This window comes from Rheinheimera sp. MM224 (genome assembly GCF_947090785.1).
Lineage (GTDB): Bacteria > Pseudomonadota > Gammaproteobacteria > Enterobacterales > Alteromonadaceae > Pararheinheimera.
The window spans coordinates 3760552-3785487 of record NZ_OX352320.1 but is presented as its reverse complement, the minus strand read 5'-3'; the positions used below and the strand labels follow the sequence as shown (position 1 = coordinate 3785487).

General features: G+C 45.3%; 20 protein-coding genes, 1 tRNA gene and 1 pseudogene. 7 read left to right on the top strand and 15 right to left on the bottom strand.

Features of this window, described 5'->3' with window-relative positions:
• Positions 1 to 7: 7 nt before the first annotated feature.
• The 12 genes from OM978_RS17785 to pepA all read right to left on the bottom strand — a co-directional run bounded on the left by OM978_RS17785 (position 8) and on the right by pepA (position 16031).
• The gene (locus OM978_RS17785; RefSeq protein ID WP_264343626.1) at positions 8 to 1390 is read right to left on the bottom strand and encodes an FAD/NAD(P)-binding protein; all 1383 of its coding nucleotides are present in this window, start codon (positions 1388 to 1390) and stop codon (positions 8 to 10) included.
• Positions 1391 to 1484: 94 nt separating this feature from the next.
• Entirely contained in the window at positions 1485 to 2372 is an 888-nt protein-coding gene (cysW, locus tag OM978_RS17780) for a sulfate ABC transporter permease subunit CysW (protein WP_264343624.1), read from the bottom strand.
• Entirely contained in the window at positions 2369 to 3211 is an 843-nt protein-coding gene (gene cysT / locus OM978_RS17775; RefSeq protein WP_264343623.1) for a sulfate ABC transporter permease subunit CysT, read from the bottom strand. The genes cysW and cysT overlap by 4 nt, the downstream gene beginning before the upstream one ends.
• 75 nt (positions 3212 to 3286) lie before the next feature.
• Positions 3287 to 4282, bottom strand: coding sequence for a sulfate ABC transporter substrate-binding protein (locus OM978_RS17770; RefSeq protein WP_264343622.1), 996 nt, complete (start codon positions 4280 to 4282; stop codon positions 3287 to 3289).
• Positions 4283 to 4306: 24 nt separating this feature from the next.
• Positions 4307 to 5578: a porin gene (locus tag OM978_RS17765; protein ID WP_264343621.1), complete on the bottom strand. Its 1272-nt coding sequence runs from the start codon at positions 5576 to 5578 to the stop codon at positions 4307 to 4309.
• Positions 5579 to 5917: 339 nt separating this feature from the next.
• The gene (locus OM978_RS17760) at positions 5918 to 7081 is read right to left on the bottom strand and encodes a trans-sulfuration enzyme family protein (protein ID WP_264343620.1); all 1164 of its coding nucleotides are present in this window, start codon (positions 7079 to 7081) and stop codon (positions 5918 to 5920) included.
• Positions 7082 to 7157: 76 nt separating this feature from the next.
• Positions 7158 to 8219, bottom strand: coding sequence for an isopenicillin N synthase family dioxygenase (locus OM978_RS17755; protein ID WP_264343618.1), 1062 nt, complete (start codon positions 8217 to 8219; stop codon positions 7158 to 7160).
• 450 nt (positions 8220 to 8669) lie between these two features.
• Complete coding sequence (locus OM978_RS17750; RefSeq protein WP_264343617.1) at positions 8670 to 10100, bottom strand: Na+/H+ antiporter NhaC family protein; 1431 nt, start codon at positions 10098 to 10100, stop codon at positions 8670 to 8672.
• Between the two features lie 460 nt (positions 10101 to 10560).
• Entirely contained in the window at positions 10561 to 10962 is a 402-nt protein-coding gene (locus OM978_RS17745) for a hypothetical protein (RefSeq protein ID WP_233008197.1), read from the bottom strand.
• A 205-nt stretch (positions 10963 to 11167) separates the two neighbouring features.
• Positions 11168 to 14032, bottom strand: coding sequence for a valine--tRNA ligase (locus OM978_RS17740; RefSeq protein ID WP_264343615.1), 2865 nt, complete (start codon positions 14030 to 14032; stop codon positions 11168 to 11170).
• Positions 14033 to 14073: 41 nt separating this feature from the next.
• Positions 14074 to 14523, bottom strand: coding sequence for a DNA polymerase III subunit chi (locus tag OM978_RS17735; protein WP_233008199.1), 450 nt, complete (start codon positions 14521 to 14523; stop codon positions 14074 to 14076).
• A 2-nt stretch (positions 14524 to 14525) separates the two neighbouring features.
• Positions 14526 to 16031 (bottom strand): leucyl aminopeptidase, encoded by a 1506-nt coding sequence (pepA, locus tag OM978_RS17730; RefSeq protein ID WP_233008200.1) that lies wholly within the window; start codon positions 16029 to 16031, stop codon positions 14526 to 14528.
• Positions 16032 to 16234: 203 nt separating this feature from the next.
• Here pepA and lptF point away from each other — a divergent pair, with 203 nt between their 5' ends.
• Positions 16235 to 17344 carry an LPS export ABC transporter permease LptF gene (lptF, locus tag OM978_RS17725; protein WP_264343612.1) on the top strand — a complete coding sequence of 370 codons (1110 nt, stop codon included), beginning with the start codon at positions 16235 to 16237 and terminating at the stop codon, positions 17342 to 17344.
• Positions 17337 to 18401 carry an LPS export ABC transporter permease LptG gene (gene lptG, locus OM978_RS17720; protein WP_264343611.1) on the top strand — a complete coding sequence of 355 codons (1065 nt, stop codon included), beginning with the start codon at positions 17337 to 17339 and terminating at the stop codon, positions 18399 to 18401. Before lptF ends, lptG begins: the two co-directional genes overlap by 8 nt.
• Before the next feature lie 66 nt (positions 18402 to 18467).
• Here the strand turns inward: lptG and OM978_RS17715 are convergent, their stop codons facing one another.
• Positions 18468 to 18965, bottom strand: a complete 498-nt coding sequence (locus OM978_RS17715; RefSeq protein WP_264343610.1) for an RDD family protein — start codon at positions 18963 to 18965, stop codon at positions 18468 to 18470.
• 173 nt (positions 18966 to 19138) lie between these two features.
• Here OM978_RS17715 and OM978_RS17710 point away from each other — a divergent pair.
• A tRNA-Leu gene (locus OM978_RS17710) sits at positions 19139 to 19225 on the top strand.
• 265 nt (positions 19226 to 19490) lie between these two features.
• Positions 19491 to 19727, top strand: a pseudogene (locus tag OM978_RS17705) (flagellin); the annotation flags it as partial.
• A 28-nt stretch (positions 19728 to 19755) separates the two neighbouring features.
• Here OM978_RS17705 and OM978_RS17700 read toward each other — a convergent pair.
• Complete coding sequence (locus OM978_RS17700) at positions 19756 to 20337, bottom strand: hypothetical protein (RefSeq protein WP_264343609.1); 582 nt, start codon at positions 20335 to 20337, stop codon at positions 19756 to 19758.
• 654 nt (positions 20338 to 20991) lie between these two features.
• On the opposite strand from OM978_RS17700, the gene OM978_RS17695 reads away from it, so the two are divergent.
• From OM978_RS17695 to OM978_RS17685, 3 genes are all read left to right on the top strand, one after another.
• Positions 20992 to 21288, top strand: a complete 297-nt coding sequence (locus OM978_RS17695) for a DUF4113 domain-containing protein (RefSeq protein WP_264343608.1) — start codon at positions 20992 to 20994, stop codon at positions 21286 to 21288.
• A 113-nt stretch (positions 21289 to 21401) separates the two neighbouring features.
• The gene (locus OM978_RS17690) at positions 21402 to 22022 is read left to right on the top strand and encodes a hypothetical protein (RefSeq protein WP_264343607.1); all 621 of its coding nucleotides are present in this window, start codon (positions 21402 to 21404) and stop codon (positions 22020 to 22022) included.
• 177 nt (positions 22023 to 22199) lie between these two features.
• Positions 22200 to 23108 (top strand): AbiJ-NTD4 domain-containing protein, encoded by a 909-nt coding sequence (locus OM978_RS17685; protein WP_264343606.1) that lies wholly within the window; start codon positions 22200 to 22202, stop codon positions 23106 to 23108.
• 229 nt (positions 23109 to 23337) lie between these two features.
• On the opposite strand, the gene OM978_RS17680 is transcribed toward OM978_RS17685, so the two are convergent.
• Positions 23338 to 24657 (bottom strand): hypothetical protein, encoded by a 1320-nt coding sequence (locus OM978_RS17680; protein ID WP_264343605.1) that lies wholly within the window; start codon positions 24655 to 24657, stop codon positions 23338 to 23340.
• Positions 24658 to 24936: the final 279 nt, after the last annotated feature.

Here is a 24936-nt window from a genome sequence, read left to right as displayed (position 1 = left end):
CTCTGTGCTATTTCAGACTCAAAAGTTGCGCCAGTTGCAATGCCTGCTGGCGCAACTCATTCACTGCTGTGCTTTCCCATAATTGTGCTCTTAGCAAAGGGCCAATGGCGTAGAAACCGGCCTGAGCTTCACCCTGTGCATCACGCACCTGATAGGTCTCTGGTTTCACCTGAATACCCAGCTTCAGCTTATCCTGTTGTATCAGACCTTGTTGCAATAACTGCGCAAACAAGCCTTGTTTTAACTGACTGAGATCAGTTTCAGGGCCAGTGCAATTGATGATCTGTGACACAGTTAGTTTGTATTTTGTCTGCTGGTGCTGATACTGCACCTGATAACCTTGCGCTGAAGGCGCAATACGTTGCACGCGGCCCGCCAGTACCTGCAATTGCCCTTTGATTTGCCACTGTTGCAGCTGATCATGAATATGCAGTGGCAGCCTGTGACGGGCAACGCCCCATAAATGCCGCAGTAAGCGCACAAATCGCTGTTTTTCTTTCAGTGACCAGCCCTGCCAAATTTGTTGCGTCAGCGGACGTAATGAATCCACCAGAGGCTCTGCTGAAATACCCAGACTGCGGATAATTTTGCGGTGTTTGTTAAACAAAGGAACCAGTTCAGACAAAGACCAGCTTTTACCTTCCAGCTCTTTCACCATATCCGGATAACTCAAGCCAGGATGACGGTGTGGCAAGATCTGAAAACCGTGTGGCGACAGTGACAGAATAGTTTTTGTGCAGCCCTGAGCTTTTAAAGCCAGCACCGTATCCACCATGCTCAGGCCGTTACCCAGTATTAAAACCGGTGCGTCAGAGGCCGTATTCAGTTGTGGTGTTTGCCATGGGTTTTGCTGATAAAAATCGCTTTGTAAGGTAGCGCTGGATAAAAAACTAAAATTACGTGGGCTTTGATTGCCGCAGGCTAATACCACTTCCGTAGCCAATAACTGCTGGTCTCTGGAATCCGTCAGCAGATAACCATCTTGTTGCGGCTGAATCCGCACAATACGCCGCTGCAGACAGTCCAGTTGTGAACGAGGATGTTGGCTGATCTGCTCTGCCAGCAGCTGTTGAATATACTGACCATATAAAGCACGGGACAGATAAGCCTGTGCCAGCAAAGCCGGGTTATGGTGTCTGTAGTCAGGTTGTTGTAGCAGCCAGTCGACAAAATGCTGAGGTTGCTCTGCAAACAGACTCATTTTACCAGCGGCAACATTAAGCAAATGTGCGCTGGAGTAGGGGTTGTAGGCAATGCCTGGACCAAAACTGTCTTGCTGATCCAAAAGACTGATCCGCACCGGTTCAGTACTAAGTTGCAGTAAACGTATAGCCAAAGCTGTACCACTGAATCCGGCACCCACTATCGCTATGTGGCGGACAGTATCCATTGCCATATCCTTATGTATCAATTAGTTGCGTCCTAGCATATCAGAACTGATATAAAACAGCACAGCAGCCCGGAAGGCTGCTGACTGAAGTTTTTTAATGGGCCTGTTGTGCACCGGCCAAATCTTTGGCCGCTTTGTATTCCAGCAGAGATTTCAGCAACAGGGTGACTAAAGCCAATAAAGCCAACAAAGACGATACTGCAAAAGCCGCAGCAAACTGATATTCGTTGTACAAAATTTCAATATGCAAAGGCATGGTATTGGTTTGCTCGCGGATTTTGCCTGACACCACACTGACAGCACCAAATTCACCCATAGCGCGGGCATTGGCTAAAATCACGCCGTATAACAAGGCCCATTTCACTGAAGGCAGAGTGACACGGAAAAAGGTTTGCCAGCCGTTGGCACCTAAGGTTAAAGCTGCTTCTTCCTGTTCCCTGCCTTGCTCCTGCATCAGTGGAATAAGCTCACGGGCGACAAAAGGAAAGGTGATAAAAATAGTCGCTAGTACTATGCCGGGTACGGCAAACATAATGCGCACATCATGATCCATCAGCCAGTCGCCTAAATAACCCCGGGCGCCAAAAATCAGCATCAGGCTTAAACCTACAATCACAGGCGAGACGGCTATTGGCAGGTCTATCAGGGTGATCAACAGCTGCCGGCCTTTAAACTGAAATTTGGCGATAGCCCAGCTGGCTGCCAGACCAAAAATCACGTTGCAGGGTACAGCAATAGCGGCTGCTATCAGTGTGAGTTTTATCGCGTGTAAAGCTGCAGGTTCACTGATTGAAGCCCAATACAGTTCAGCACCACGGGAAAATGCTTCGCTAAACACAATAAAAAGCGGCAGCACCAGAAACAAAACCAGAAATAACAGCGCTATGCAGGTCAGCAGCAGGCGAACCCACAATGGTTCAGTGGTGGCTTTGCGTAAAGCGGCAGCTGCCGGATGAGGCGAATGAAGTGGGATACTGCTCATGCTTTAGCTCCATGTCTGTTGTTGCTCCAGTGTTGAAGCAGGTTAATCAGCAGCAATAAAATAAAAGAAATAAATAACATCACAGAGCCCAGAGCTGCAGCCCCGGCATAATCAAATTGCTCTAAGCGAGTCATGATGAGCAGCGGCGTAATTTCAGTTTTCATTGGCATATTGCCGCTGATAAAGACCACAGAACCGTATTCACCTACAGCTCGGGCGAAAGCCAATGCAAAACCTGTCAGTAAAGAGGGCAACAGGGCTGGGAATAAAATACGGCAAAAGGTTTGTAAGCGGTTCGCACCTAAACTGGCGGCTGCTTCTTCAATTTCTTTTTCCAAATCTTCCAGCACAGGCTGCACTGTGCGCACTACAAAAGGCAGACCGATAAAAATCAGCGCTAAGGTGACACCTAAAGGGCTGTAAGCGGCTTTAATGCCTAAAGCACTTAAATGCTGACCAATCCAGCCATTAGGGGCATAAATGGCTGTCAGTGCAATACCGGCCACTGCTGTGGGTAAAGCAAAGGGCAAATCGACTAAGGCATCAATCACCTTTTTACCAAAGAAGTTGTAGCGCACTAACACCCAGGCGACTATCAAACCAAACACCAGATTGACAGCTGCTGCAATAAAAGAGGCGCCAAACGTCAGCTGATAACTGGCGATAGCTCTGTCGCTGGCCACTACTTTCCAAAATTCAGCCCAACTTAACGTCAGGCTATGGCCCAATAAAGCGGCTAAAGGTAGTAGCACTATTAAGCTTAAATAAAAGGTGGTAAAGCCCAGAGATAAGCCAAAACCGGGCAGTACAGTAGGCTTTAGCCAGGATGATTTTTTCAAGATAAGGAACCTCCTTTGTGGTTAAACGACAAAAGCGACAGCTGTATAGCGTCGCTTTTTAGTTCATTGTTTTGGCTAGTTATAAATCTGATCAAAAACGCCGCCATCACCAAAGTGTTCTGGTTGAGCTTTTTGCCAGCCACCAAAGTCGGCAATAGTCACCAGCTTCAGTTGTGGGAACTGTTTGCTGTATTCTGCAGCCACTTCTTTGTCGCGAGGTCTGTAGTAATGTTTGGCTGCCAGTTGTTGGCCTTCTTTGCTGTACAGGTACTGCAGGTAGGCAGTTGCTACTTCGGTGGTGCCTTTGGCTTCAGTGTTTTTATCTACTACAGCAACAGAAGGTTCAGCCAGAATAGATAAGGACGGCACTACGATTTCAATTTTGTCTTTGCCTAATTCATTTACCGCCAAAAAGGCTTCGTTTTCCCAGGCCAATAACACATCACCTATACCACGCTGCACAAAAGTGGTGGTTGAACCACGTGCGCCTGAGTCCAGCACAGGCACGTTTTTAAACAGCTTGCCTACGAAGTCTTTGGCTGCATCATCGAAGCCATATTTTTGTTCGGCATAAGCCCAGGCTGCTAGATAGTTCCAGCGGGCGCCGCCTGAGGTTTTTGGATTTGGAGTGATGACTTCGACCCCTTCTTTGACCAGATCGTCCCAGTCTTTGATATTTTTCGGATTACCTTTGCGCACCAGAAAAACTATGGTGGAGGTGTAAGGCGCACTGCTGTCGGCTAAGCGGCTTTCCCAGTTTTCCGGCAGTAACTTACCAATTTTTGCCAGCGGATCTATATCGCCGGACAAAGCTAAGGTCACTACGTCTGCTCTTAAGCCATCAATGACAGAACGTGACTGGCTGCCGGAGCCGCCATGTGATTGTTCAATTTTGACGGTATCGCCGGTTTTTTGCTGCCAGTAAGCCGAGAAGGCTTTGTTGTAATCACGGTATAACTCTCGGGTCGGGTCGTACGACACATTGAGTAAGGTAATATCTTTGGCCATTAAGCCTGAACTTAAGGTCAGTACAGTGGCGGTCAGCAGTAATTTACTTTTGATGCTTTGCATAAAATTTTCCTGTTCAAGTAGTTTTTAGAATCTAAAATCCAGACCTACAGCCAAAGTGCTGTCTTTAGGTTTTACCGTGCCGATCAGGCTGTCACCTTCGGTTTCTAACTGGGCGTAGTAGCTGTAAAGCCGTGCTGCGTCACTTAATTTGTAATCCACACCCAGAGCCAGAGCTGTCACATCCACATCGCCGTAGCTGCTGTTGGCTGGTGTTGAAGTTGAACTGCCGTATTGAGCTTTGGCTGTCCATGGGCCTGCGACTTTCCAGGCTGCGTTCAGCACATAACCATCCTGTTCAATAAAGGCATTGCCTGAAGCGCCATCCCATTCGCTGATAGGATTCAGGCCGTTTTGCGCGCCAGAATTTGATACTGAAGAGCCAACAAAAGTAGAGAAGGGGCCAATACGGTCGGTGTCTTTATGGGCTTCAGCGGTTTGGTAGATAGCTCCTAATTTCACCGAGCCAACAGATACTTCGCCTAAAACCCGGACTGCATCAGTGGTCGCCACGTTGCTGTCGACGGCGACACCAACAAACCATTTGGATTTACCGTAAGTTAAAGCGCTGGAATAACCACTTGCTAAATCACTGTCATCCTGCGGATTGTTGGCGTTGACTGCTATGCCTGTTTCTTCGCTTTGAATAGCGGCAAAACTGAATTCGAAACCTTCAAGGAAAATAGGGGAGTTGTATTGAATGACATTATCGGCGCGGTTTTCGCCGACCAGATAACTGCCGATATCAGCTAAAGCGGCATCATTAAATCTATCGATGTCTCCACGTACAACTGTATTGGTTTGCAGGGTTTTCAGTGGTGTATCGTTTTTGCCGATAAGCAGCGTACCCCATTCGCCTTGCAAGCCAGCGTAGATATTACGCTGAGTCAGCTCACGGCCATTGGCGTTGGTGCCGTTGTCCGTGTCTATACCGTATTCCACCAGATAAATAATTTTCAGATCGGCAGACACGTCTAAATCACCACGAATACCAAAACGCGAGGCGTTGCTTTCGACAGAAGTATTGTCCAGCTCATCGGCTATGCTGGTTGCGCCACTATGCTGATAGCTAACAGGGTTAGTGGCTGGTGTGGTTTGGGCAAAATTTAACTTTTCGAAATCATACTGCTGGGCACTGACATTAATTTTGCCGTAAATAGTCGGGAAACCGGCCTGACTGGGTAAGCTGACCAACAAAGCTGCGGTCAGGCTGGCCAGTTGAAAGGTTTTATAGAAACGGGTTGGGCTGGTTCTGGCTTTACTGTATAAACCATAATATTGAGTGTACTGAGCTGACATAATAGTCTCCGCAAGTTTTTTATAACTTCCGGCGTTCCGGTCAGTCTGTTTTTTGTTTTTGTGTTCCTGGATGTTTTTTATTTTTTACGAAGCGCTGGTTGTGGAGGCTTCGGGTCCTGCGACTGTACTTGCTTTAAGCTTTAGCCGTCTGGACGCTTGAGATGAATGTAGAGGATATTTATATTCTTAAAAAGAACGAAATTCGTATTTGATAGTTCAGAAATGAATAAGGGTCAGAGCTATGAGCTCTGACCCTTAGAACAACTGTAGGTAATCCAGTAAATACTGATAGTTAGTCAGTATCAGATATCTGGGTCGGAGCCAATGCTCTGGCCCAGATTACAGCTTAGCCAAAGCCTGTGCTAAGTCAGCAATTAAATCATCCGCATCTTCCACACCTATGCTCAGACGAACCAGATTCTCGGTGACCCCCGCCCTTTGTCTGTCTTCTGCTGTCATAGCCGCATGAGTAGTGCTGGCAGGATGACAAGCTAAACTTTCCACATCACCTAAGCTCACGGCCTGAGCGAATAACTGCAGGTTATTTAAAAATACTGCAGCTTTGGTAAAACCACCTTCGATATCAACAGCCACCATGCCACCAAAACCAGTGGCTGTGTCTGCTATTGCCTGATGCCCCGGATGACTGGCATGACCCGGATAATACACCTTGGCCACTTTAGGGTGAGCTGCTAAGTAGTCTGCTACTTTACGGGCGTTTTCGATATGAGCATCCATCCGCAAGGTCAGAGTTTTTACGCCACGTTGCAGTAAATAAGCTTCCTGCGGGCCTATAGGTGAACCTATATGCTTCAGTGCCACAGTACGGATTTTCTGCATCAGTTCGCTGCGTCCTGCCACTATGCCGGCAATAATATCGCCATGGCCAGACAAATACTTAGTGCCGCTGTGCATCACAATATCAGCACCTATTTCCAGCGGACGGAATAAATAAGGGGTTAAAAAGGTATTGTCACAAATTACCAGAGCGCCGACTTTACGGGCCGCTTCCACCACAATACGGGTGTCTATCACTTTTAAGGTGGGGTTGGTGATAGGTTCAAATAACACCACTTTGGTATTGGGTTTCACCCGTTCGGCAAAGTCTTTATCGCTGCTGTAACGGCTTAAAGTCACACCGGCGCGGGTTAAGGTATTACGTAAAAAGGCATCAGTACCGCCGTAAACCGGGTCGATAAAAGCCACTTCGTCACCTGCATTGGTCAGCGCATACATAATGGCGCTGACAGCCGCCATACCGCTTGCTACTACTAAAGCTTCGTCTGCCCCCTCCAGCGCTGCTAGTTTCTGTTCTAAAGCTGCGGTAGTAGGGTTGGCAAAACGGCTGTAGATATAACCCGGATTCTGACCTGAAAAACGCGCCTGACCTTCTTCGGCTGTGCCGTAACTAAAGGTACTGGTGAAATACACCGGAGTGGCTAAAGCACCGGTACTTGGGTCTGGTTGTTGCCCGGCATGAATACTTAAAGTACGGAATTTCATAATAAACCTTGGTTTTACTTTATTAATAGTTCAGCCGGGTTAATCCGGCTGTCACTTTTTTACTTTGAAGCTGAGCTTAGACAGCTTTTGCTAACTCTGCGTAATGAGCGGCAGCCACATCACGGTGTGAACGTAAACGTCCTTTTAGCACATTCTGGCCCACCTGATAAAACAATGGGTTGCTTGGATCGCTGGCCGGACCTTTAGCTTCGTCAGCTAAATGAGACGGCAACTGCAATAAAGGCACGGTGGCGTCCAGTTGAGCTGCCATAAAAAAGGCACAAGAGTAACGCTCTACACCAGAATTCGGGCTAACTACGCGGTGTAAGGTAGCCTTTAAGTAGCCATTGGACGCGAGTTCCAGCAGCTCACCAATATTGACCACAAAAGCACCCGGCAGTGGAGCTACGCTGACCCAACCTTGTTCAGTTTCCACTTCTAAACCTGATTGATCATCCTGCACTACTAAGGTCAGATAACCCGGATCTTTATGGGCGCCCACACCTTGTTTGCTGTTCGACGCTTTTGCATCCACGCCTGGATAACGGATCAACTTCATATGCTGATAAGGGCCTGCTTTAATAGTGGCGTCTAAAGCATCAGCAGGTTGTTGTAAGGCCAGCATTAAAGCGCGCATTAGCTTTACTGTGATATCAGAAAGCGACTGTTGCCAGTTCAGCAGTTCAGTTTGCATTTGTGGTAAAGCCGTTGGCCATTGGTTAGGACCAATTAAACCTTGCCAGGCTGGGCTGATATCCGTCTTTGCTGGTACAGCTTCTTCCCGCATCACATCAAACTGTTCGCGGATATCCGGCTGACCACGGGTTAATTCACCGCCTAAGCCTGTGTAACCACGAAAGTGGGGTGAGTGGATCATCTGCACTTGTTGTTTATCGGCCAGTGGCAATGCAAAAAACTGTTTTGCCAGCGCTAAAATCTGTTGTTGTTTCTGTTCAGTCTGACCATGACCCGTCAGGTAAAAGAAACCCACATCACGGGCTGCAACACGCAATTGCTGAATAAAAGACTGTTGCTCAACGGCTGTGCCATCCATCAGGCTCAGATCCAGCACAGGTAAAGCCCTGCTGGCCTCTTGTGTGGCGTTGCCGGATAAAAACTTTTGTGTTGAATGAAGCATACACACCTCGATGATCTTAAATTCATACTGGCCATAACCCGCAGCAAACGAACTGGTTTGAGCAGCTGGCAGAAAGTGAGCGCATTCTAGGCCTGAGTAGAAAGTTAAATAACTAATGGATTGGTCTTGTATAGATGAATTAGAAATAACCGGATGTCTGGATAGTTAGCGGTCTTTAAGCATAAAAGTCTTACTATCTAAAACTTTATGGAATAAAGGAATGGCCACTTATGCTTTTCATGCAAGGCCTTCGCTAACTGGCTTATTTATAACGCTATTTCGTAAAAAATGGATAGGACGTTTAGAACTATGCGTTTTTATGGATTAAAAGCCTGAGCGTTTCTATATCGCTAAAAGTTATAACCAAGATAAATTTGGCCTGTAGCCTTATCGCTGTTACAGAATTGAAAAAGGCACCCGAAGGTGCCTTTCAGATGGAACTGCAGAGACTTAGGCGATCAGGATAAAACCAACAAAAGCTAAAGCGGCCGCTATTAGGGTATAAGGCAACTGAGTCACAGCATGCGATACCAGGTTACAGCCCGAGCCCTGAGCTGCTAATACAGTAGAGTCACTGTAAAAACAGGCTTGGCTGCCAAAAGAGCTGGCAGATAATAATGCGCCTATCACCAGCGGAATATCAGCTTCTACTGCGTAGGCTAAAGGCATCACAATAGGGATGGATACCGCAAAAATCCCCCAGGATGAACCTGTGGCAAACGACAGCACAGCCATAGCTAAAAATACAATAGCGGGCAGCATCTGCGCTGTCATATAAGGCGTCAGGTTTTCAATCACAAACTGAGGTAACAATAACTTGTCGCAGACATCTTTAAATACAAAAGCTGCTATTACAGTACAAATGGCAGGCAACATAGTTTTAAAGCCATTCATCATCACTTCCATCATCTCGCCTAATGGCATCAGACGCTGGTAGCTATAGAAAGCGATAGTCAGCACCAAAGTCACGATCAGGCCTTTGAGTACATCAATATCAAAGTAGATGGTAAAGCCAATCAGCATCAGCATAGGCACTATAAAGTTACGCAGCTTGCCTTGTTTATTACTGTCTTCAAATTCCTGTTCCATGGAATGCACAGCATATTGATCACCTGCCGGCACCGTCTGGCCTTGCACATGATGGTGGCTGGCACTGGCCTCAACACCCACATCAGGCAGCACATCCAGAGGTGTACCATTCTGCGCTGCCAGTTCAGCTTTTTTCATCGGGCCTATAGCTGGCATAATTTTTAAGGTGACTAACATCACCATCAATACGGCCAGCCATGGATATAACATATAAGGAATGGCCTGCATGTAGACTTCAACACCATTACCTACAGCAGCCACTTTGTTGTCTTCCAGCAGACTGCCAAAAAAGATAGCCCAGGTAGAAATAGGAATAATGACGCAAATAGGCGCAGCGGTGGAATCCACTATATAAGCCAGCATCTGACGGGAGATTTTGTACTTGTCAGTGACCCGTTTCATCGCTTCACCCACGCTTAAAGCGTTCAGGTAATCGTCGATAAAAATAATGCAGCCTAAAACAAAGGTCATAAACATAGAGGAACGTGGGCCTGTTGCCAGCTTAGAGGCAGAACGGCCAAAAGCCACTGCACCGCCTGTGTGGATCAACAAACCAATTAAGGAGCCAAAACCACCACAGACCAGAATCAACCAGCCAATGGTTTCATCCTGCATTACACTGGTCGAGATCTCAGCAAAGGTATTCAGTAACTCAAAAGGTTGAGTTGGAAACAGCATCAGCAAACCTGCAACTGCGCCCACAACGAGCGACAAAATAGGTCGCTTCAGCCAGATGGCAACGGCCATCACAACAACTGGTGGGATCAAACTAATGGCACTTGGTGAATCCATTAAAGGGTTCCTTCACAAAGCCTGGCAACGCCAGAAAAATAAAAGCCAACCGCAGCATGAACTGCATACGGAGTGTTTGGGGTTTTAGCTGCCAGAGCCCGGGACTGAATCGCACTGCTTATGGTGCAGGTTTGCCAGATCAGGGTAAACAACAGAATGAATTTACACGGGTTAAATTCAGGCGCGCAATAATAACAAAAAAAATACTTTGTACAATCTCCCTTCAGTGTTTGGCCTTGGTATCCTCAGCTTTGTGACAGGCAGTTGTATAAGGTAGAACCACATTCTGTTCGATGTCGGATTGAACGGAAAACGGGGGGGCAAGCCCAGCCCCTACAATTTCGCCGCGCTGCAACTCCAATTACTTAGGGAATATATGAGTGTAAGTAAAGAACTGTAGAATTGAGGGGAAAGTGTCGGAGAAAAATCACTGCCGCGGGCTGCGGCAGTGATCAAAGAATTACTTAGCGTTGTTGATCAACTCTAACTTTGCTAACACATCGGCATTAAAGCTTAATTGCACTGACTTTTGTGCAGCTTCCTGAGTTTTTACCAGTTCAGTTAAAGTCGGGTAGCTGGCAGATAATGCAGTCACGTCGTATAACCACAGAGTTTTACCGTCTTTTTCTGTTTTGCTGGCTGGTTCACCCAGTTTTTCAGCAATAGCAGCCTGAGTAGATTTGCCTTCAGTTAAACCTAAAGCTGTACGCACTGAGGTATTTAAAGCAGCATTTTTAGCGCTGTCTTTGGTGTCTTTCAGTGTGCTGCCTACGCCATCTTTAACCGCATTTAACCAGTCAGCCTGAGCTGGAACTGCAGTCACTACTAAGGCAACGAATAAGGCGCTTAACTTTAATTTCATCTTGTCTCTTCCATTTGAGAATTAATCAGGGAACCTGCACCGGACCACAAGCCCGTGCAGGCGGCGCGGATGGTATAGCAGATTGCCCTTTAGTCCAAGTTTTTTACCAGAACTTTACATAGTTTTGCGACGACTCTGTTCGGCAGAGATAAAAAAGGCGACCTGAAGGTCGCCTTTCTCTATCAAATCAAACTCAAACCAAGGTTTAAATCGCAGCTATTTGTTCCTGCTGGGCTTTTAACTTGGTGATAGCTTCTAAAGCTTCTGCCAGTTTTTCACGCTCTTTCGCGAGTACTGCTTCAGGCGCTTTAGCCACAAAACCTTCGTTCGCCAGTTTACCGGCAACACGGTCATGTTCCTGCTGAGCTTTTTCCATTTGCTTGGCAATACGGGCCAGTTCGGCTTCTTTGTCGATCAAACCTGCCATAGGGATCAGAATATCCATCTTGCCCAGCAGCTGAGCGGCACAAGCTGGTGCTGTGTCGCCATCGGCCAATACAGTAATGGCTTCTAACTTCGCCATATTCTGCAGGAAGGCCATATTGCTTTGTAAGCGGCGGCTGTCATCGCTTGTCAGGTTACGCACCATTACAGATAATGGCTTGCTTGGCGCTATATCCATTTCACCCCGTACGTTACGGATTGCAACGATAAAGCTCTTCACCCATTCCAGATCGGCCGTGGCGGTTTCATTTACCAGCGCCTGATTAAATTCCGGATAGGCCTGCAGCATAATGCTGTCGCCCGGGTTCAGATCTTTACGCACCATTGGAGCCACCAACTGCCAAATTTCTTCAGTAATAAATGGCATGATTGGGTGCATTAAACGCAGCAAAGATTCCAGCACTGTCAGTAAGGTATGACGGGTACCACGTTGCTGGGCTTCGGTGCCTTTAAACAATACAGGTTTGGTCAGCTCTAAGTACCAGTCACAGAACTGGTTCCAGGTGAATTCATACAGCGTATTGGCCGCCATATCAAAACGGTAGCTGTCTAAATAACCACGGAACTGAGTGATAGTTTGCTGATACTGACTGATGATCCAGTGATCGGCCAATGACAGCTCCATTTCACCACCAGCAAGACCACAATCTTTCTCTTCGGTCATCATGGTGACGTAACGGCTGGCGTTCCACAGCTTGTTACAGAAGTTACGGTAACCGTCTAAACGTTTCATATCCCAGCTGATATCACGGCCTGTTGAAGCCAAAGCCGCTAAAGTGAAACGCAGCGCATCTGTACCGCTGGCTTCAATACCTTCAGGGAATTGCTTTTTGGTCTGGTTGCCAATTTTTTCGGCAAGTTGTGGCTGCATCATATTGCTGGTACGTTTTACCAACAGATCTTCCAGACTGATACCGTCAATCATATCCAGCGGGTCAATCACGTTGCCCTTGGATTTTGACATCTTGTCGCCGTTTTCATCACGAATAAGGCCAGTCACATAGACAGTTTTAAACGGTACTTGTGGTTTGCCATTTTCGTCTTTGACAAAATGCATCGTCATCATAATCATCCGGGCAACCCAGAAGAAAATAATGTCAAAACCAGTGACTAACACGTCGGTCGGGTGGAAGGTTTTTAACTCTTCCGTATTGTCCGGCCAACCTAAAGTAGAGAAAGTCCACAGCGCTGAGCTGAACCAGGTGTCCAGTACATCGTTGTCCTGACGTAATTTCACGTCATCGGCTAAAGCGTGTTTAGTACGAACTTCAGCTTCATCACGGCCTACATAGACTTTACCTGTTTCGTCGTACCAGGCTGGAATACGGTGACCCCACCACAGCTGACGGCTGATACACCAGTCTTGGATATCACGCATCCAGCTGTAGTACATGTTTTCATACTGCTTAGGCACAAACTGAATGTCGCCGTTTTCCACAGCTTCAATGGCGGTTTTTGCCATAGGCGCCACACGCACATACCACTGGTCAGTTAATAAAGGCTCAATCACCACACCAGAACGGTCGCCGTACGGCAGGGTGTTATTGTGATCTTCTACTTTGTCCAACAGGCCAGCCGCATCAAAAGCCGCTACTATGGCTTTACGGGCCACATAACGATCCATACCCTGGAATTCAGCAGGAATGTCAGCGTTGTGCGCCGGGTTTACTTCGCCATTCGGGAAGAAACATTCGCCTTCGCTGCGAATAGTAGCGTCCGCTGTCATCACGTTGATCATGGGTAACTGATGACGTTTACCTACTTCGTAGTCATTAAAGTCATGAGCTGGTGTGATTTTTACGCAGCCTGTGCCTTTGTCTTTATCTGCATGTTCGTCGGCCAGAATTGGAATACGGCGGTTCACCAGCGGCAGCAGCACTTCTTTACCAATCAGAGACTGGTAGCGCTCATCGTCCGGGTTCACTGCAACACCTGTATCGCCCAGCATAGTTTCTGGACGGGTGGTGGCTACGACTATGTAGTTTTTGCCATCAGCCGTAGTGACGCCATCGGCCAGCGGGTAACGTAAGTTCCACAGATGGCCTTTTTGTTCTTTGTTTTCTACTTCTAAATCAGAAATAGCAGTGTGCAGCTTCGGATCCCAGTTCACCAGGCGTTTGCCACGGTAAATCAGGTCGTCCTGATACAGGCGCACAAAAACTTCCTGCACTGCATTCGACAGGCCAGCGTCCATAGTGAAACGCTCTTTGTCCCAGTCGACTGAGTTGCCTAAACGGCGCATTTGTTCAGTGATGGTGCCACCTGACTCGGCTTTCCATTCCCATACTTTTTCAATAAAAGCCTCACGGCCCATAGCATGGCGGTCTGGTTTGCCTTCGGCTGCCAGTTTACGCTCTACTACCATTTGCGTGGCGATACCAGCGTGGTCAGTCCCTACTTGCCATAAGGTATTTTTACCCAGCATACGTTTGTAGCGGGTTAAGGCATCCATAATAGTTTGCTGGAACGCATGGCCCATATGCAGGCTACCGGTCACGTTTGGTGGTGGGATCATGATGCAATAAGCACCATTGCTGTTATCACCACTTGGCTTGAAATAGCCTTTGCTTTCCCATGCCTGATACATGGCTTGTTCAACTTGACTCGGGTTAAATGTCTTTTCCATCTTCGTTACCTGAAACTCTCACTAAAAACGCAGGCCGGCCATCAGAGCTGCACTGTTTGCGGGGTTAACCCCGACTGGCGATAAAATTTAAATCGTTCCCGCGCCTGAACCTTAAGCTGTTCTTCGGCTGGAACAAATTCGATAATTTGTTGAAAACGCTGACTAAAAGGCGGCACTGTTGCCGACAGGTTAATTAAAACCGGCCTCGCGTTGCTTGGAGGCAGCCAGCTGATTTCTACCGGAGCGCCTCTTGCAGGGCCTTCGCCCGCCAGATTGTGTGGTACAAATCGCTCTGGATCAAAGCGCCATAATACCTCATCCAGCAGTTCGGCGTCCGCCTGATTTTGGCAGAACACAAAAACCCGCTGTCCGGCCTGATACAAATCGGCGCAAAGTTTTGCGGCTACATGAAAAAAAGCTGGCTCTGACGCCAGCTGTGATTCAGCTTCTGCTGCCTGTTCCGGCAGCAGATAAAAACTGACTTGAGGCACTGTTATCCCTCGATGTCGGTTCCGACACGGTTAATTAAAAACTGGGTCAACATAGCCACAGGACGGCCTGTTGCACCTTTGTCTTTACCTCCACTGCGCCATGCAGTTCCGGCAATATCCAAATGCGCCCAGTTGTATTTACGGGTAAAGCGCGACAGGAAACATGCTGCGGTAATAGTACCGGCGGCACGGCCACCTAAATTACTGAAATCCGCAAACGGGCTTTCCAGCTGATCCTGATAGTCATCCCACAAAGGTAAACGCCAGGCTCTGTCACCACTTTGATCCGAGGCATTTAAAATTTCATGCGCCAGCGGGTTATGGTTACTTAATAAACCTGAAGCGTGTTTACCTAATGCAATGACACAAGCGCCTGTTAAGGTCGCTACGTCAATCACCACGTCCGGGTCAAAACGCTCGACATAAGTTAAAGCGTCACACAGCACTAAACGGCCTTCAGCGTCAGTGTTTAACACTTCAACCGTCTGACCTGACATAGTGGTTAAGATATCACCTGGGCGATAAGCGCGACCATCCGGCATGTTTTCAGCGCCAGCCAGCACAGCCACCATATTAATAGGCAAACCTAAGCTAACCACAGCATGCATAGTACCCAGCACTGAAGCTGCGCCACACATGTCGTATTTCATTTCGTCCATCGCATCGCTTGGCTTGATGCTGATACCGCCGGTATCAAAGGTTAAACCTTTGCCGACCAGCACCACAGGCGCGCTGTTATCCATAGCGCCGTTGTATTTAATCACCGCCATTTTGGCTTCGTTTTCTGAGCCACGGCCAACAGCTACGTACGAATGCATACCCAAAGCTGTCATTTCAGCAATGCCCAGCACTTCCACCGATACTTTGTCGTGTTGTGCTAACGCCACGGCCTGATCGGCCAGATAAGCCGGAGTACAGATGTTTGGCGGCATATTCGATACGTCTTTACACACCTTGATACCAGCAGCAACAGCTAAACCATGTTCAACGGCTTTTTCGCCTATGGTTAAATCGCGACGGGTTGGTACGTTAAAGACAATTTTACGCAGCGGGCGACGGGTTTCGTCTTTGCGGCTTTTTAGTTTGTCGAATACGTATAAGCAATCCTGGGTGGTTTCCACCGCATGACGCACTTTCCAGTAGGTGTCACGGCCTTTGACATGCAGCTCAGATAAGAAACACACAGCTTCCATTGAGCCGGTTTCATTCAGGGTGCTGATAGTTTTGGCAATGATTTGGCGGTACTGACGTTCGTCCAACTCACGCTCTTTACCACAGCCCACCAACAGTACTCGTTCACTCAGTACGTTTGGTACATGGTGCAATAACAACATCTGACCGGGTTTGCCTTCTAAATCGCCCCGGCGTAATAAATTGCTGATGTAGCCTTCGCTGATTTTATCCAGCTGTTCGGCAACCGCTGATAAGCGGCGCGGCTCATAAACGCCGACAACGATACATGCACTTCGTTGTTTTTCCGGACTACCGCTTTTTACGCTGAACTCCATGCTCACTCCTGATTCTAAGACTTCCGGCCACTATACCAAGTTAGTTCGGTGTTACAGTGGGCTTCTTTGTGATGATATTTTGTCCTGCTTTATAAAAAAGCTCGGATTTATCGCCACTTTAGTCAATAATAATTGCTGTAAATATCCAGTTTACTTAAAAATCGTCAGGGTTCCAGCAAAAAGACAGGTTTTAGGGGGCATTTTTGATTGTTTTTCGTTATCTGATTGGTGAAGTGTTTAAATCCCAATTGGCGGTCTTCCTGATCCTGATCACTATTATCATGAGCCAACGCTTTGTGAAAATTTTGGCTGACGCTTCAGATGGTGATATTCCGGGTCAGTTAGTACTGACCATCTTGTCATTAAAACTGCCGCAACTCGCCGTAGTTATTATTCCGCTAAGTGCTTTTTTGGGCGTATTAATAGCCTATGGCCGAATTTATGCCGACAGCGAAATGACGGTGTTACACGCCACCGGCATCAGCGAATGGTATGTCACCCGCTTAACCTTAACTTTATCCGTGGTTGTGGCTTTGGCCGCAGGTTTTGTCACTTTGTATTTAAGCCCCTGGTCTATTGAACGTGAATACCAGATTTTAGAGCAGGCCGAAGCCGACTCTGGCCTCACCAGCTTAATTCCAGGGCGATTCCAGCAAACCTCCAATGAAAAGGCTGTGGTTTTTGTGCATGAAATCAGCCGCGATGGCGGGCAGCTGGAAAGAGTATTTCTGGCGCAAACTCCGGCAGAAGCAGGCGGGCAAACCTCTATCGTTTATGCCGAATCAGGCAATGTAAAAGAAGACGCCAGCGGCGCCCAGATGCTGGAATTGAACAGCGGCCGTCGTTATGCAGGCGATACCAGTACTCCGGCTTATGAAGTGGTGGAGTTCGGTAAATACCAAATTCAAATTCGTGAACAGCAGGTAGAACAAAAACGCCGTAAGTTATCCAGTTTGCCGACGTCCGAACTGCGCAAACAAACAGGGCCAGAAGCCGCAGCTGAGTGGCACTGGCGTATCGCTATACCGCTGTCTATTCCTATTCTGATGTTAATTGCTGTGCCGCTGAGTAAAGTGAATCCACGTCAGGGTAAATTTGGTCGCTTATTGCCAGCTTTGGCTTTGTATTTGTTGTATTACATTCTGCTGATTGCCAGCCGTTCTGCCATTGAAGACGGCAAAATTCCTGAGCAATTAGGCATGTGGTGGATCCACGCTTTGGGCTTAAGCTTTGGCATTATCTTATTGGTGAAGCACCGCACTCTGGGTCAGAAATTCAAAGCATTAATCACAGGGCGCGCTTCTCATGTTTAAGATCCTCGACCTGTATATAGGCCGCACCATATTAACCACAGTGCTGATGACAGTGACTGTGCTGATGATTTTATCCGGCATGTTCAGGTTTATCGACCAGCTGCGTTTAGTGGGGCGGGGCGACTACGATATGTTATCCGCAGGTTTGTTTACCTTATTCAGCGTGCCTGGCGACTTAATTCTGTTTTTCCCTATGGCGGCTTTAATTGGCGGTTTAGTCGGGCTTGGTATGTTGGCCAGCAACAGCGAACTGGTGGTGATGCAGGCGGCGGGTTTATCGCGGCTTAATATCATCAGTTCTGTGATGAAAACCTCATTGCTGATGATGCTTATAGTGATGCTGGTGGCTGAATTTGGTGCACCAGTAGCCGAAAAAACTGCCCGTGAACTGCGTACCAAAGCTATTTCAGGCGGCGATTTAATTTCAGCACGGCAGGGCGTATGGGCCAAAGACGGTGATCACTTTATTAATATTAAACAGGTCGATGACTTTGGTAATTTAACCGATTTAACCATTTATGAGTTTGATACCGACTTAAAACTTCAGGCCATTGTCAGCGCCAAAACCGCAGTCTTTATCAGCAATGCCTGGCGTTTAACAGATGTCAGCCGCTTGCATTTCCGTGACGATAGAGTAGAGAAACACCAGTGGCAGGAACAGCGCTGGCGCTCAACTTTAACGCCGGATAAATTAGGTGTGGTGTCTATTAAACCTGAGTTGTTATCGCTGAAAGGCCTAACCGACTACATCGATTATCTGGACAGTAATCAGCAAGACAGCAGCAAGTTTGAACTGGCATTCTGGCGCAAGGCCACTCAGCCTTTAACCATTATTGCTATGTTGCTGGTGGCATTGTCTTTTATCTTTGGACCACTGCGCAGCGTCACTATGGCGGCCCGCATTCTGATGGGTATTCTGACTGGTTTTGCGTTTTATATGAGTGACCAGGTATTTGGCCCTGTGGCTTTGGTGTACCAGCTACCGCCTGTCTTTGGCGCAATCTTGCCGTCGGTCTTGTTTATCGGGCTGGCGACGTATTTATTGCAGAAGAAATAGATTGAAAATTGGGGTCAGAGTAAAATTAATTGCCAGGCAATTAATTTTACTCTGACCCCAATTTAGTTAACCAGCTTTACGATGTAAATTCAACTCTTTGCTTTCTTCTTTGCTCAGCTTCACGACTATGGTGTCGGTGATTTGATCCTGCAGTGCCAAACCCTGATCCCAGCGTATCCACAACCAGAAGTTACCCAAGCCTAACAAAGACACCACTAAACGCAGCAGCGCTTGTTTCAGCGTCACAGGCGAGCCATCGGGTTGTATCAACAAGATACGCCAGGCACGCATGCCAAGGGTTTGACCGGCTTTGACCCAGAAGTACAGGTAAAACCATAAAAACACCAACAGCGAATACAGCTGAAACCAAATCGAATGTTTCTGAATAAAATCAGCCTGATCCTGATAAGCCGCCAGCGAAACCACCCCCAGCTTATCTAGAATAGTCACTAGCAACAACGCCAGACCCATAGCCAGCATCCAGAGCGCCGCTAAAATCAGCACGTCATAAACAATGGCAGCTAAACGGCGGAACAAACCCGCCTTTGGAGATTCGTGATACATCAGTGTGTCCTGATTTTTATAAGCTCTTAAGAATTGCGCTAAGTGTATCACGCAGCTTTGTTTTTTCGAAACTGCTGCAAAAATGCGCAACCACACCAGCAACTGAAACTTTTGCTTGCGCCGCGCCATTCGCTTTGTATAATGCAAGCGTTTACTTCTGTACGACCCTCAATGCCTGGGTGGCGAAATCGGTAGACGCAGCGGATTCAAAATCCGCCGGGGGAAACTCCGTGTCGGTTCGAGTCCGACCCTAGGCACCAATACTTCTCTAAAATCAACAACAGTCATATCGTTACAACTTCACTCATTTGTTTTCTTAATGGTCGTCACCTTCTTAAAGCTACACTGCTCTCTCCTAATTACAGCAGCTAATAAGCTGTTCATTCGCAAATAAACCCCCTAACAGGTCGGTCACCTGAACAGATAGGTCGTCCTCAATTTGAAATTGCAGCCGATGAAGAAGACACCATTTTTGAAACTAACGTCGCCATTATCGATAACGCTATCGCGTTGATTGGCGATGCAAGGGCAAAACTTGGCGCAACCCAAAACCGCTTCTAATCCACTATCAGGAACATCTCGAATGTCGGGGAAAATCTGCAAGCCGCCAGAAGCCGAATTAGAGACGCGGATTATGCTGCAGAAACTGCTGAGCTGACAAAACGACAAATTCTCAATCAGGCCAGCTCAACGGTATTAGCTCAAGCTAACCAGCGCCCCTCGCTCGCACTTACTCTGTATGAACTAAAAGGGGCTTTTTGAGTAGCCCCGAAATTCTGTTAGGTCAATGTTATTCAAACATCATGTTATGAATATATTCATTTGCATGTTTCCTAACGAGATCCATCGGTGGATTTTTTGAGACTTTTATTCTTTTATTGAATGACCACTTAAAAAAATCTTTGGCTAGTGCTTCTGGTATCAACGCAGTACCTTTCCACTTGTGTCTCCAGCAGATGATTTCTTTGTCAGATTCCACTACATAGATTGGGTGCTCATAGAGTTGTCGTAACTGGGTTGCCGTAGGCTTTGCAACTAATGCTCTTGGTGCGCGTACTTCTCTCCCATTCGAATCCCAGCCTATCCAAGAGCTATAGTAGCCAATTTCATCGTTATCAAATGCCCAAAATTCATAGTAACTGGAATCAATACTTGGCGTCCGTATTGAGCAAATATTCCGCATGAGCTTTAAAGAGACATTTAGAAGCTGTTCGGATGGCATACCCGCTAGAGAGTCTTTCAAATGATTGTAGCTTTGGAATCCAAGCTGCTTGCTGTAAAACTCAAGTAACTTGCAGTGACTAGCTTTTCTGACTTTGTCTGAATTGGCTAAACCCTTAACGCTGTCAATAACATCTTGATATGCAAACATTGTGTAATCCTCACATTGAGTCAACCAACAAGTTTATAAAAACTCGTTCTTAGCATGCCGCTTGCATTTGCTGACAAAGGTTACATTGTTTGATTTGAACGTTTAAGATTTTTCCCAGAGCGGCAGGGAGGAAATCTGGAACCTTTTTTAAATTTATCAATCGGCTTGACTGCCGTCAAGTCGTTACTAAAGGCAAATTTAATTACCTAGGTGTGCTATAGCAACTTAATTTTATTTTGATTGTTTTCCGTTAGTCGTGACAACAGACTCGTTACAAAATTGCTGTAAAGACTGGAGAATACGGATGGAATATGTTTGCTTACAAGAGGCTGAGAGGCTTGTTCGCTGTATCAGAGATGCTAGTAACCCATACTTATCTAGTGCTGCTAGAGACATGCGAGACAAATGGCTGGTTGAGAATGATATTGGGATACTGAATATGACCAATGCGGTTAGCCAAACCCTCGAAGAAACGATAAATGAAGGGAATACCGAAGTTAATCTCCCCATATTGGGTTGTATGTACATCGTCTAGATAGCCACGCTATTCTGCGATTTAAGCTAGTGAAAATATCTTGCTTATCCAAGCCAGGCATACATGAATTTGCGGTATGTGCAAAAATAGAAATATGCACTGGCGGAAGTGATAGTTAAGTGTGTGCGTGTACTTGTCGCAAACTAATCGAGCAACTCTGGAAAGACAACTATCGCTGCGCCATAGCGGGTGTGATGCTGTCAGATTTCTATCAGCATGGTATTCAGCAGCAAGAGTTGTTCACCGCACAAGATTGCATCAAAGGAAATTCAGCGTTAATGTCTATCCTGGACCAAATTAATGAACAGCATCCCAATAGCTTGTATTTAGCCAGTACAGGCACTTCGCAGAACTGGAGTGTAGTGCGAAATGTTATCAGCAGCCTATATTCTGGTAGTCTGAAAAGGGTATGGTAAATACGTTTGGCTGAAACTCATAATTGATGGATTAATTGTTTCTGAACGAAGCGAAAACTCGATCTATGCTATTAATTTACTAGGCGGATAAATTTTTTATAAGAGACAAGTTTATGGATGAAAAGGTAGTCATAGGATTATTTGGTGTTGTGCTAGGTTTTATTTTGAACTTTTTTAAGGATGTATTCACAGCGCGCCGTACAATGCGAAAGGAAGCAGAATACCTTGCAATAAGAATGATTTGCATATTTGAATCATATATTGACGGTTGTGCTGATGTTGTTGGTGACGACGGAACATGTCATGGCCAGACTGACGAAGAAGGTTATCATCGCATACAGGTCAAAGCGCCTAAATTAGATATTGAAATGAAAGATGTAAATTGGAAATCATTCCCTCCAAAACTCATGTACGAAATACTCTATTTCCCAAGCCTTATAAAGGATGCTGACAACTCTATAGAGGGAGCCTTTGAATACGCAGCAAGTCCTCCAGATTTTTATGAAGGTTTTGAAGAGCGACACTATCAATACTCAATGCTAGGTATTAAAGCGGCAGACATCACTGATAAGTTAAGAGTAACATACCGTATTCCACGTAATCACATGAAGAAATGGGATGCAGTTGAGTATATGAAAAATAAGAAAAGTGAAATAGATGGTATTCGTCTGCGGCGACAAGAATCTCACTCTGAAATGCTTGCTTCATTGAATAAAAAATTGATGACAAATTAGCTGAAGATAAAAATCAATTTTTCCTGATTGTTGTAATGCAAAAAAATTGAACTTAAATACGTCTGAAGGTGAACGAATTCGCACTTAAATAATTAAATGCCAAAAACGCATTTTAATTGTTATTAAAGTGCAGAATCTAGATTGAGCAACATATTCTAAAAATTACGGTATTAATATATGAACGACTATTTCAGTGACAGAGAAAATGGCGCCAGACCGCGTACTCAACAGATAGTATCACCGACAGTATGGAGTGGCGTGACAGCTCTAGTTCAAGGGTTGATTCATAACGGTTCGTTAGGATTCAAATTTTCTGAGCGTTGTCCTGATGGTTCAGCAATATGCGGGTGTGACACTAAGTTATTGGAAGCGGCAGTTACCGCAGAAATGCCTGGTTTAGCTTGGCCGCTTGAAACTACACGTCAAATACAAGGCGATGATTTCTTTACGCGTGACGAGCCTTTTGCTCCAGACACATTGCTAATATTAGATTTCATAGAGTTTGTTCATAAAAACGTGGCTAAACCGATACCTATCAAATATCACGAATACTTCAGTCACCATCACCTAAGTTTTGATCAGTATGAAGGACAATTCGAGTTTAGAGAGTGTGTGAACCGAATTTTTTCTAGAAATGGTTTAGGATTTGAGCTACTCGAAACAGGTAGAATTATTAGACTTCTACCTTTGGTTTTGGGAGAGGAGCTTAAAAGGCTAACTTTCAATTCTGGTGATAAAACGCTCGATAATATGCTGGAGGAAAGCAGGATAAAGTTTTCTGAACCCAATCCACTAATTCGTAGAGAAGCACTTGAACGGCTATGGGATGCTTGGGAACGATTAAAATCTTTAGCATATCCTGCAGATAAGAAGCAGTCTGTTCAGATAATATTGAATGCAACAGCATCTGATCCATTCATGCGCTCTAGACTAGAAGCTGAGGCAAAGGAGTTGAATTCAATTGGAAATAGTCACCTCATTCGTCACTCTGAAATAAATCAGACCGCTGTAGTTGACGTAGATCATGTGGAATATCTTTTCCATAGATTATTTTCAATGATTCATTTGATGCTCAAGAAAAAATGAGATTTTTCGTCAAACCAAGCCCCAATTTCTACTGTCAAATTTCCTGAAAAAACACTAGACATTGCCGTAACTACTTTCAATAAATAATCATCACCTAATTCGAATCAACTCTGACAGATACCTTGAAGAAACTGGTAGCTGTCAGATCAATTCGCAGTTATTGAACCTGAAAGCTGTAGTGAAAATATTACTTAATTTTTATACTTTTCATTAAAAAATAAGGTGAATGTTATAAGTTGATTTTTTTATCCAAGTAGGAATTGTCGCAAGGTTGATTCGGAACTAGATCACAATAAAAGTTGAAAACTCTATTATTGCCTCGCTCGTCTTTTTCCCAGAAAATAGTACTCTTGTACTTTTCCCGTCGGTTTTCAAAAGACAGGCATGAATCAAATGAGAAGCTATTCATATGGTCGCTTTTGAATTCTTGCTTTATTGTTTCTTTATTTATGTAGAGTTTTGCATCCTTTAAATTTTTAGCGCAAATGTTTGCGTCTTCGAAGTTGTTATTGTTAGTGATTCGTTTAATCACTTCCAATGGCCCTCCATTCTGAATTAATGATGCTGATTCAATAGATCTTATGCATATATCATCACTGCAAAATGTTATATTTTTCAACTGATTAACTTTGTTATAGTTAAGCGATTCATATTTATCTATACAAGGGTGTGCTGTTAAATCTTGTGGCCAGTTCGATTCATCTATTGAAAGAGCCAAAATATCTTTAACTTTTGATTGTGAAAATCTTGATTGAAGCAATCCTTTCAATTCCTGACATTGTTTTAGTTTTTCTCTGTGATCAATCGATGAAATCATTTTATCCAAAATTTTCTCTTCATCAAATCTTAATATTCCTAGCCTTTTTATAGGTTCTTTAAAATCTATATCGCTAGGAGACTTTTCTTTGATAAATAACTTTGTTGTCGCAATTGATTTTCTATAATCTTGCGTGTTTCTGGATTCCTTTGTTATATAGAATGGAAGCTCCTTTTCTGAAAATTCAGTATTGATATCATATGTAAACGTAGATTTGATGTCGCTAGGTGAAGTTAGCGGTGTTAGGGCTAGAGATAGTATGTTTTCGTAAAGTTCACTGTAAGGTATATTACTATTGGCAATGTTTTTTATTGGTATAAGACTCTCTGTTAGCTTACTCAGGGTTGTTATGAGGTTATTCATTTGCGGAGTAGTTGTTGATATGTAGTTGAATGTCACAACTATTTTTTCATTGTCATTTATAAATTCAGATTCGATAATGTCATTATTAAAAGATTGAACTGATGTGAAATTTTTCCCATCATAGGTCAGCCTCTTCAAAGGCGTTGGTGGCAATATAGATGTTTCAGTCTTTTTTGTCTTATCTATCTTTACCGCGGAAACTATGAATGATATCTCTCTCTTTTCTTTTATTAAAAATTTAAATAAATTTTTATTTGTATCGTTTATGTAGAATTCTGTAGATTCATGCGTGAGGTTAACATATTTAGGCTTCGCATCTGCATTGTTTGAGAGCAATACAATTATTGTAAGTAAAATTGTTTTATACATAACTACCTCCATGTCAGCATATTGTCGAAAAGCCTGCACAGTTGCTCACGCTATACGCAGCTCTAGATTTAAACCTTGTAGCACTGCAAATGAGACAGGTAATACCATATTTTGTCTATATACTCAGACGTAGATATAGGCTAGTCGGCCTGTCCCTTTTTTCAAGGGAAGTAGCGATTTTTTTTATCTGCACTAGCTCATACTTTCACCTTGTATCCTAAAGCTCTCAATCCTTTACTAGTGCGCCCATTACGCAGTGGGCATCTGGTCGGGCCCAGC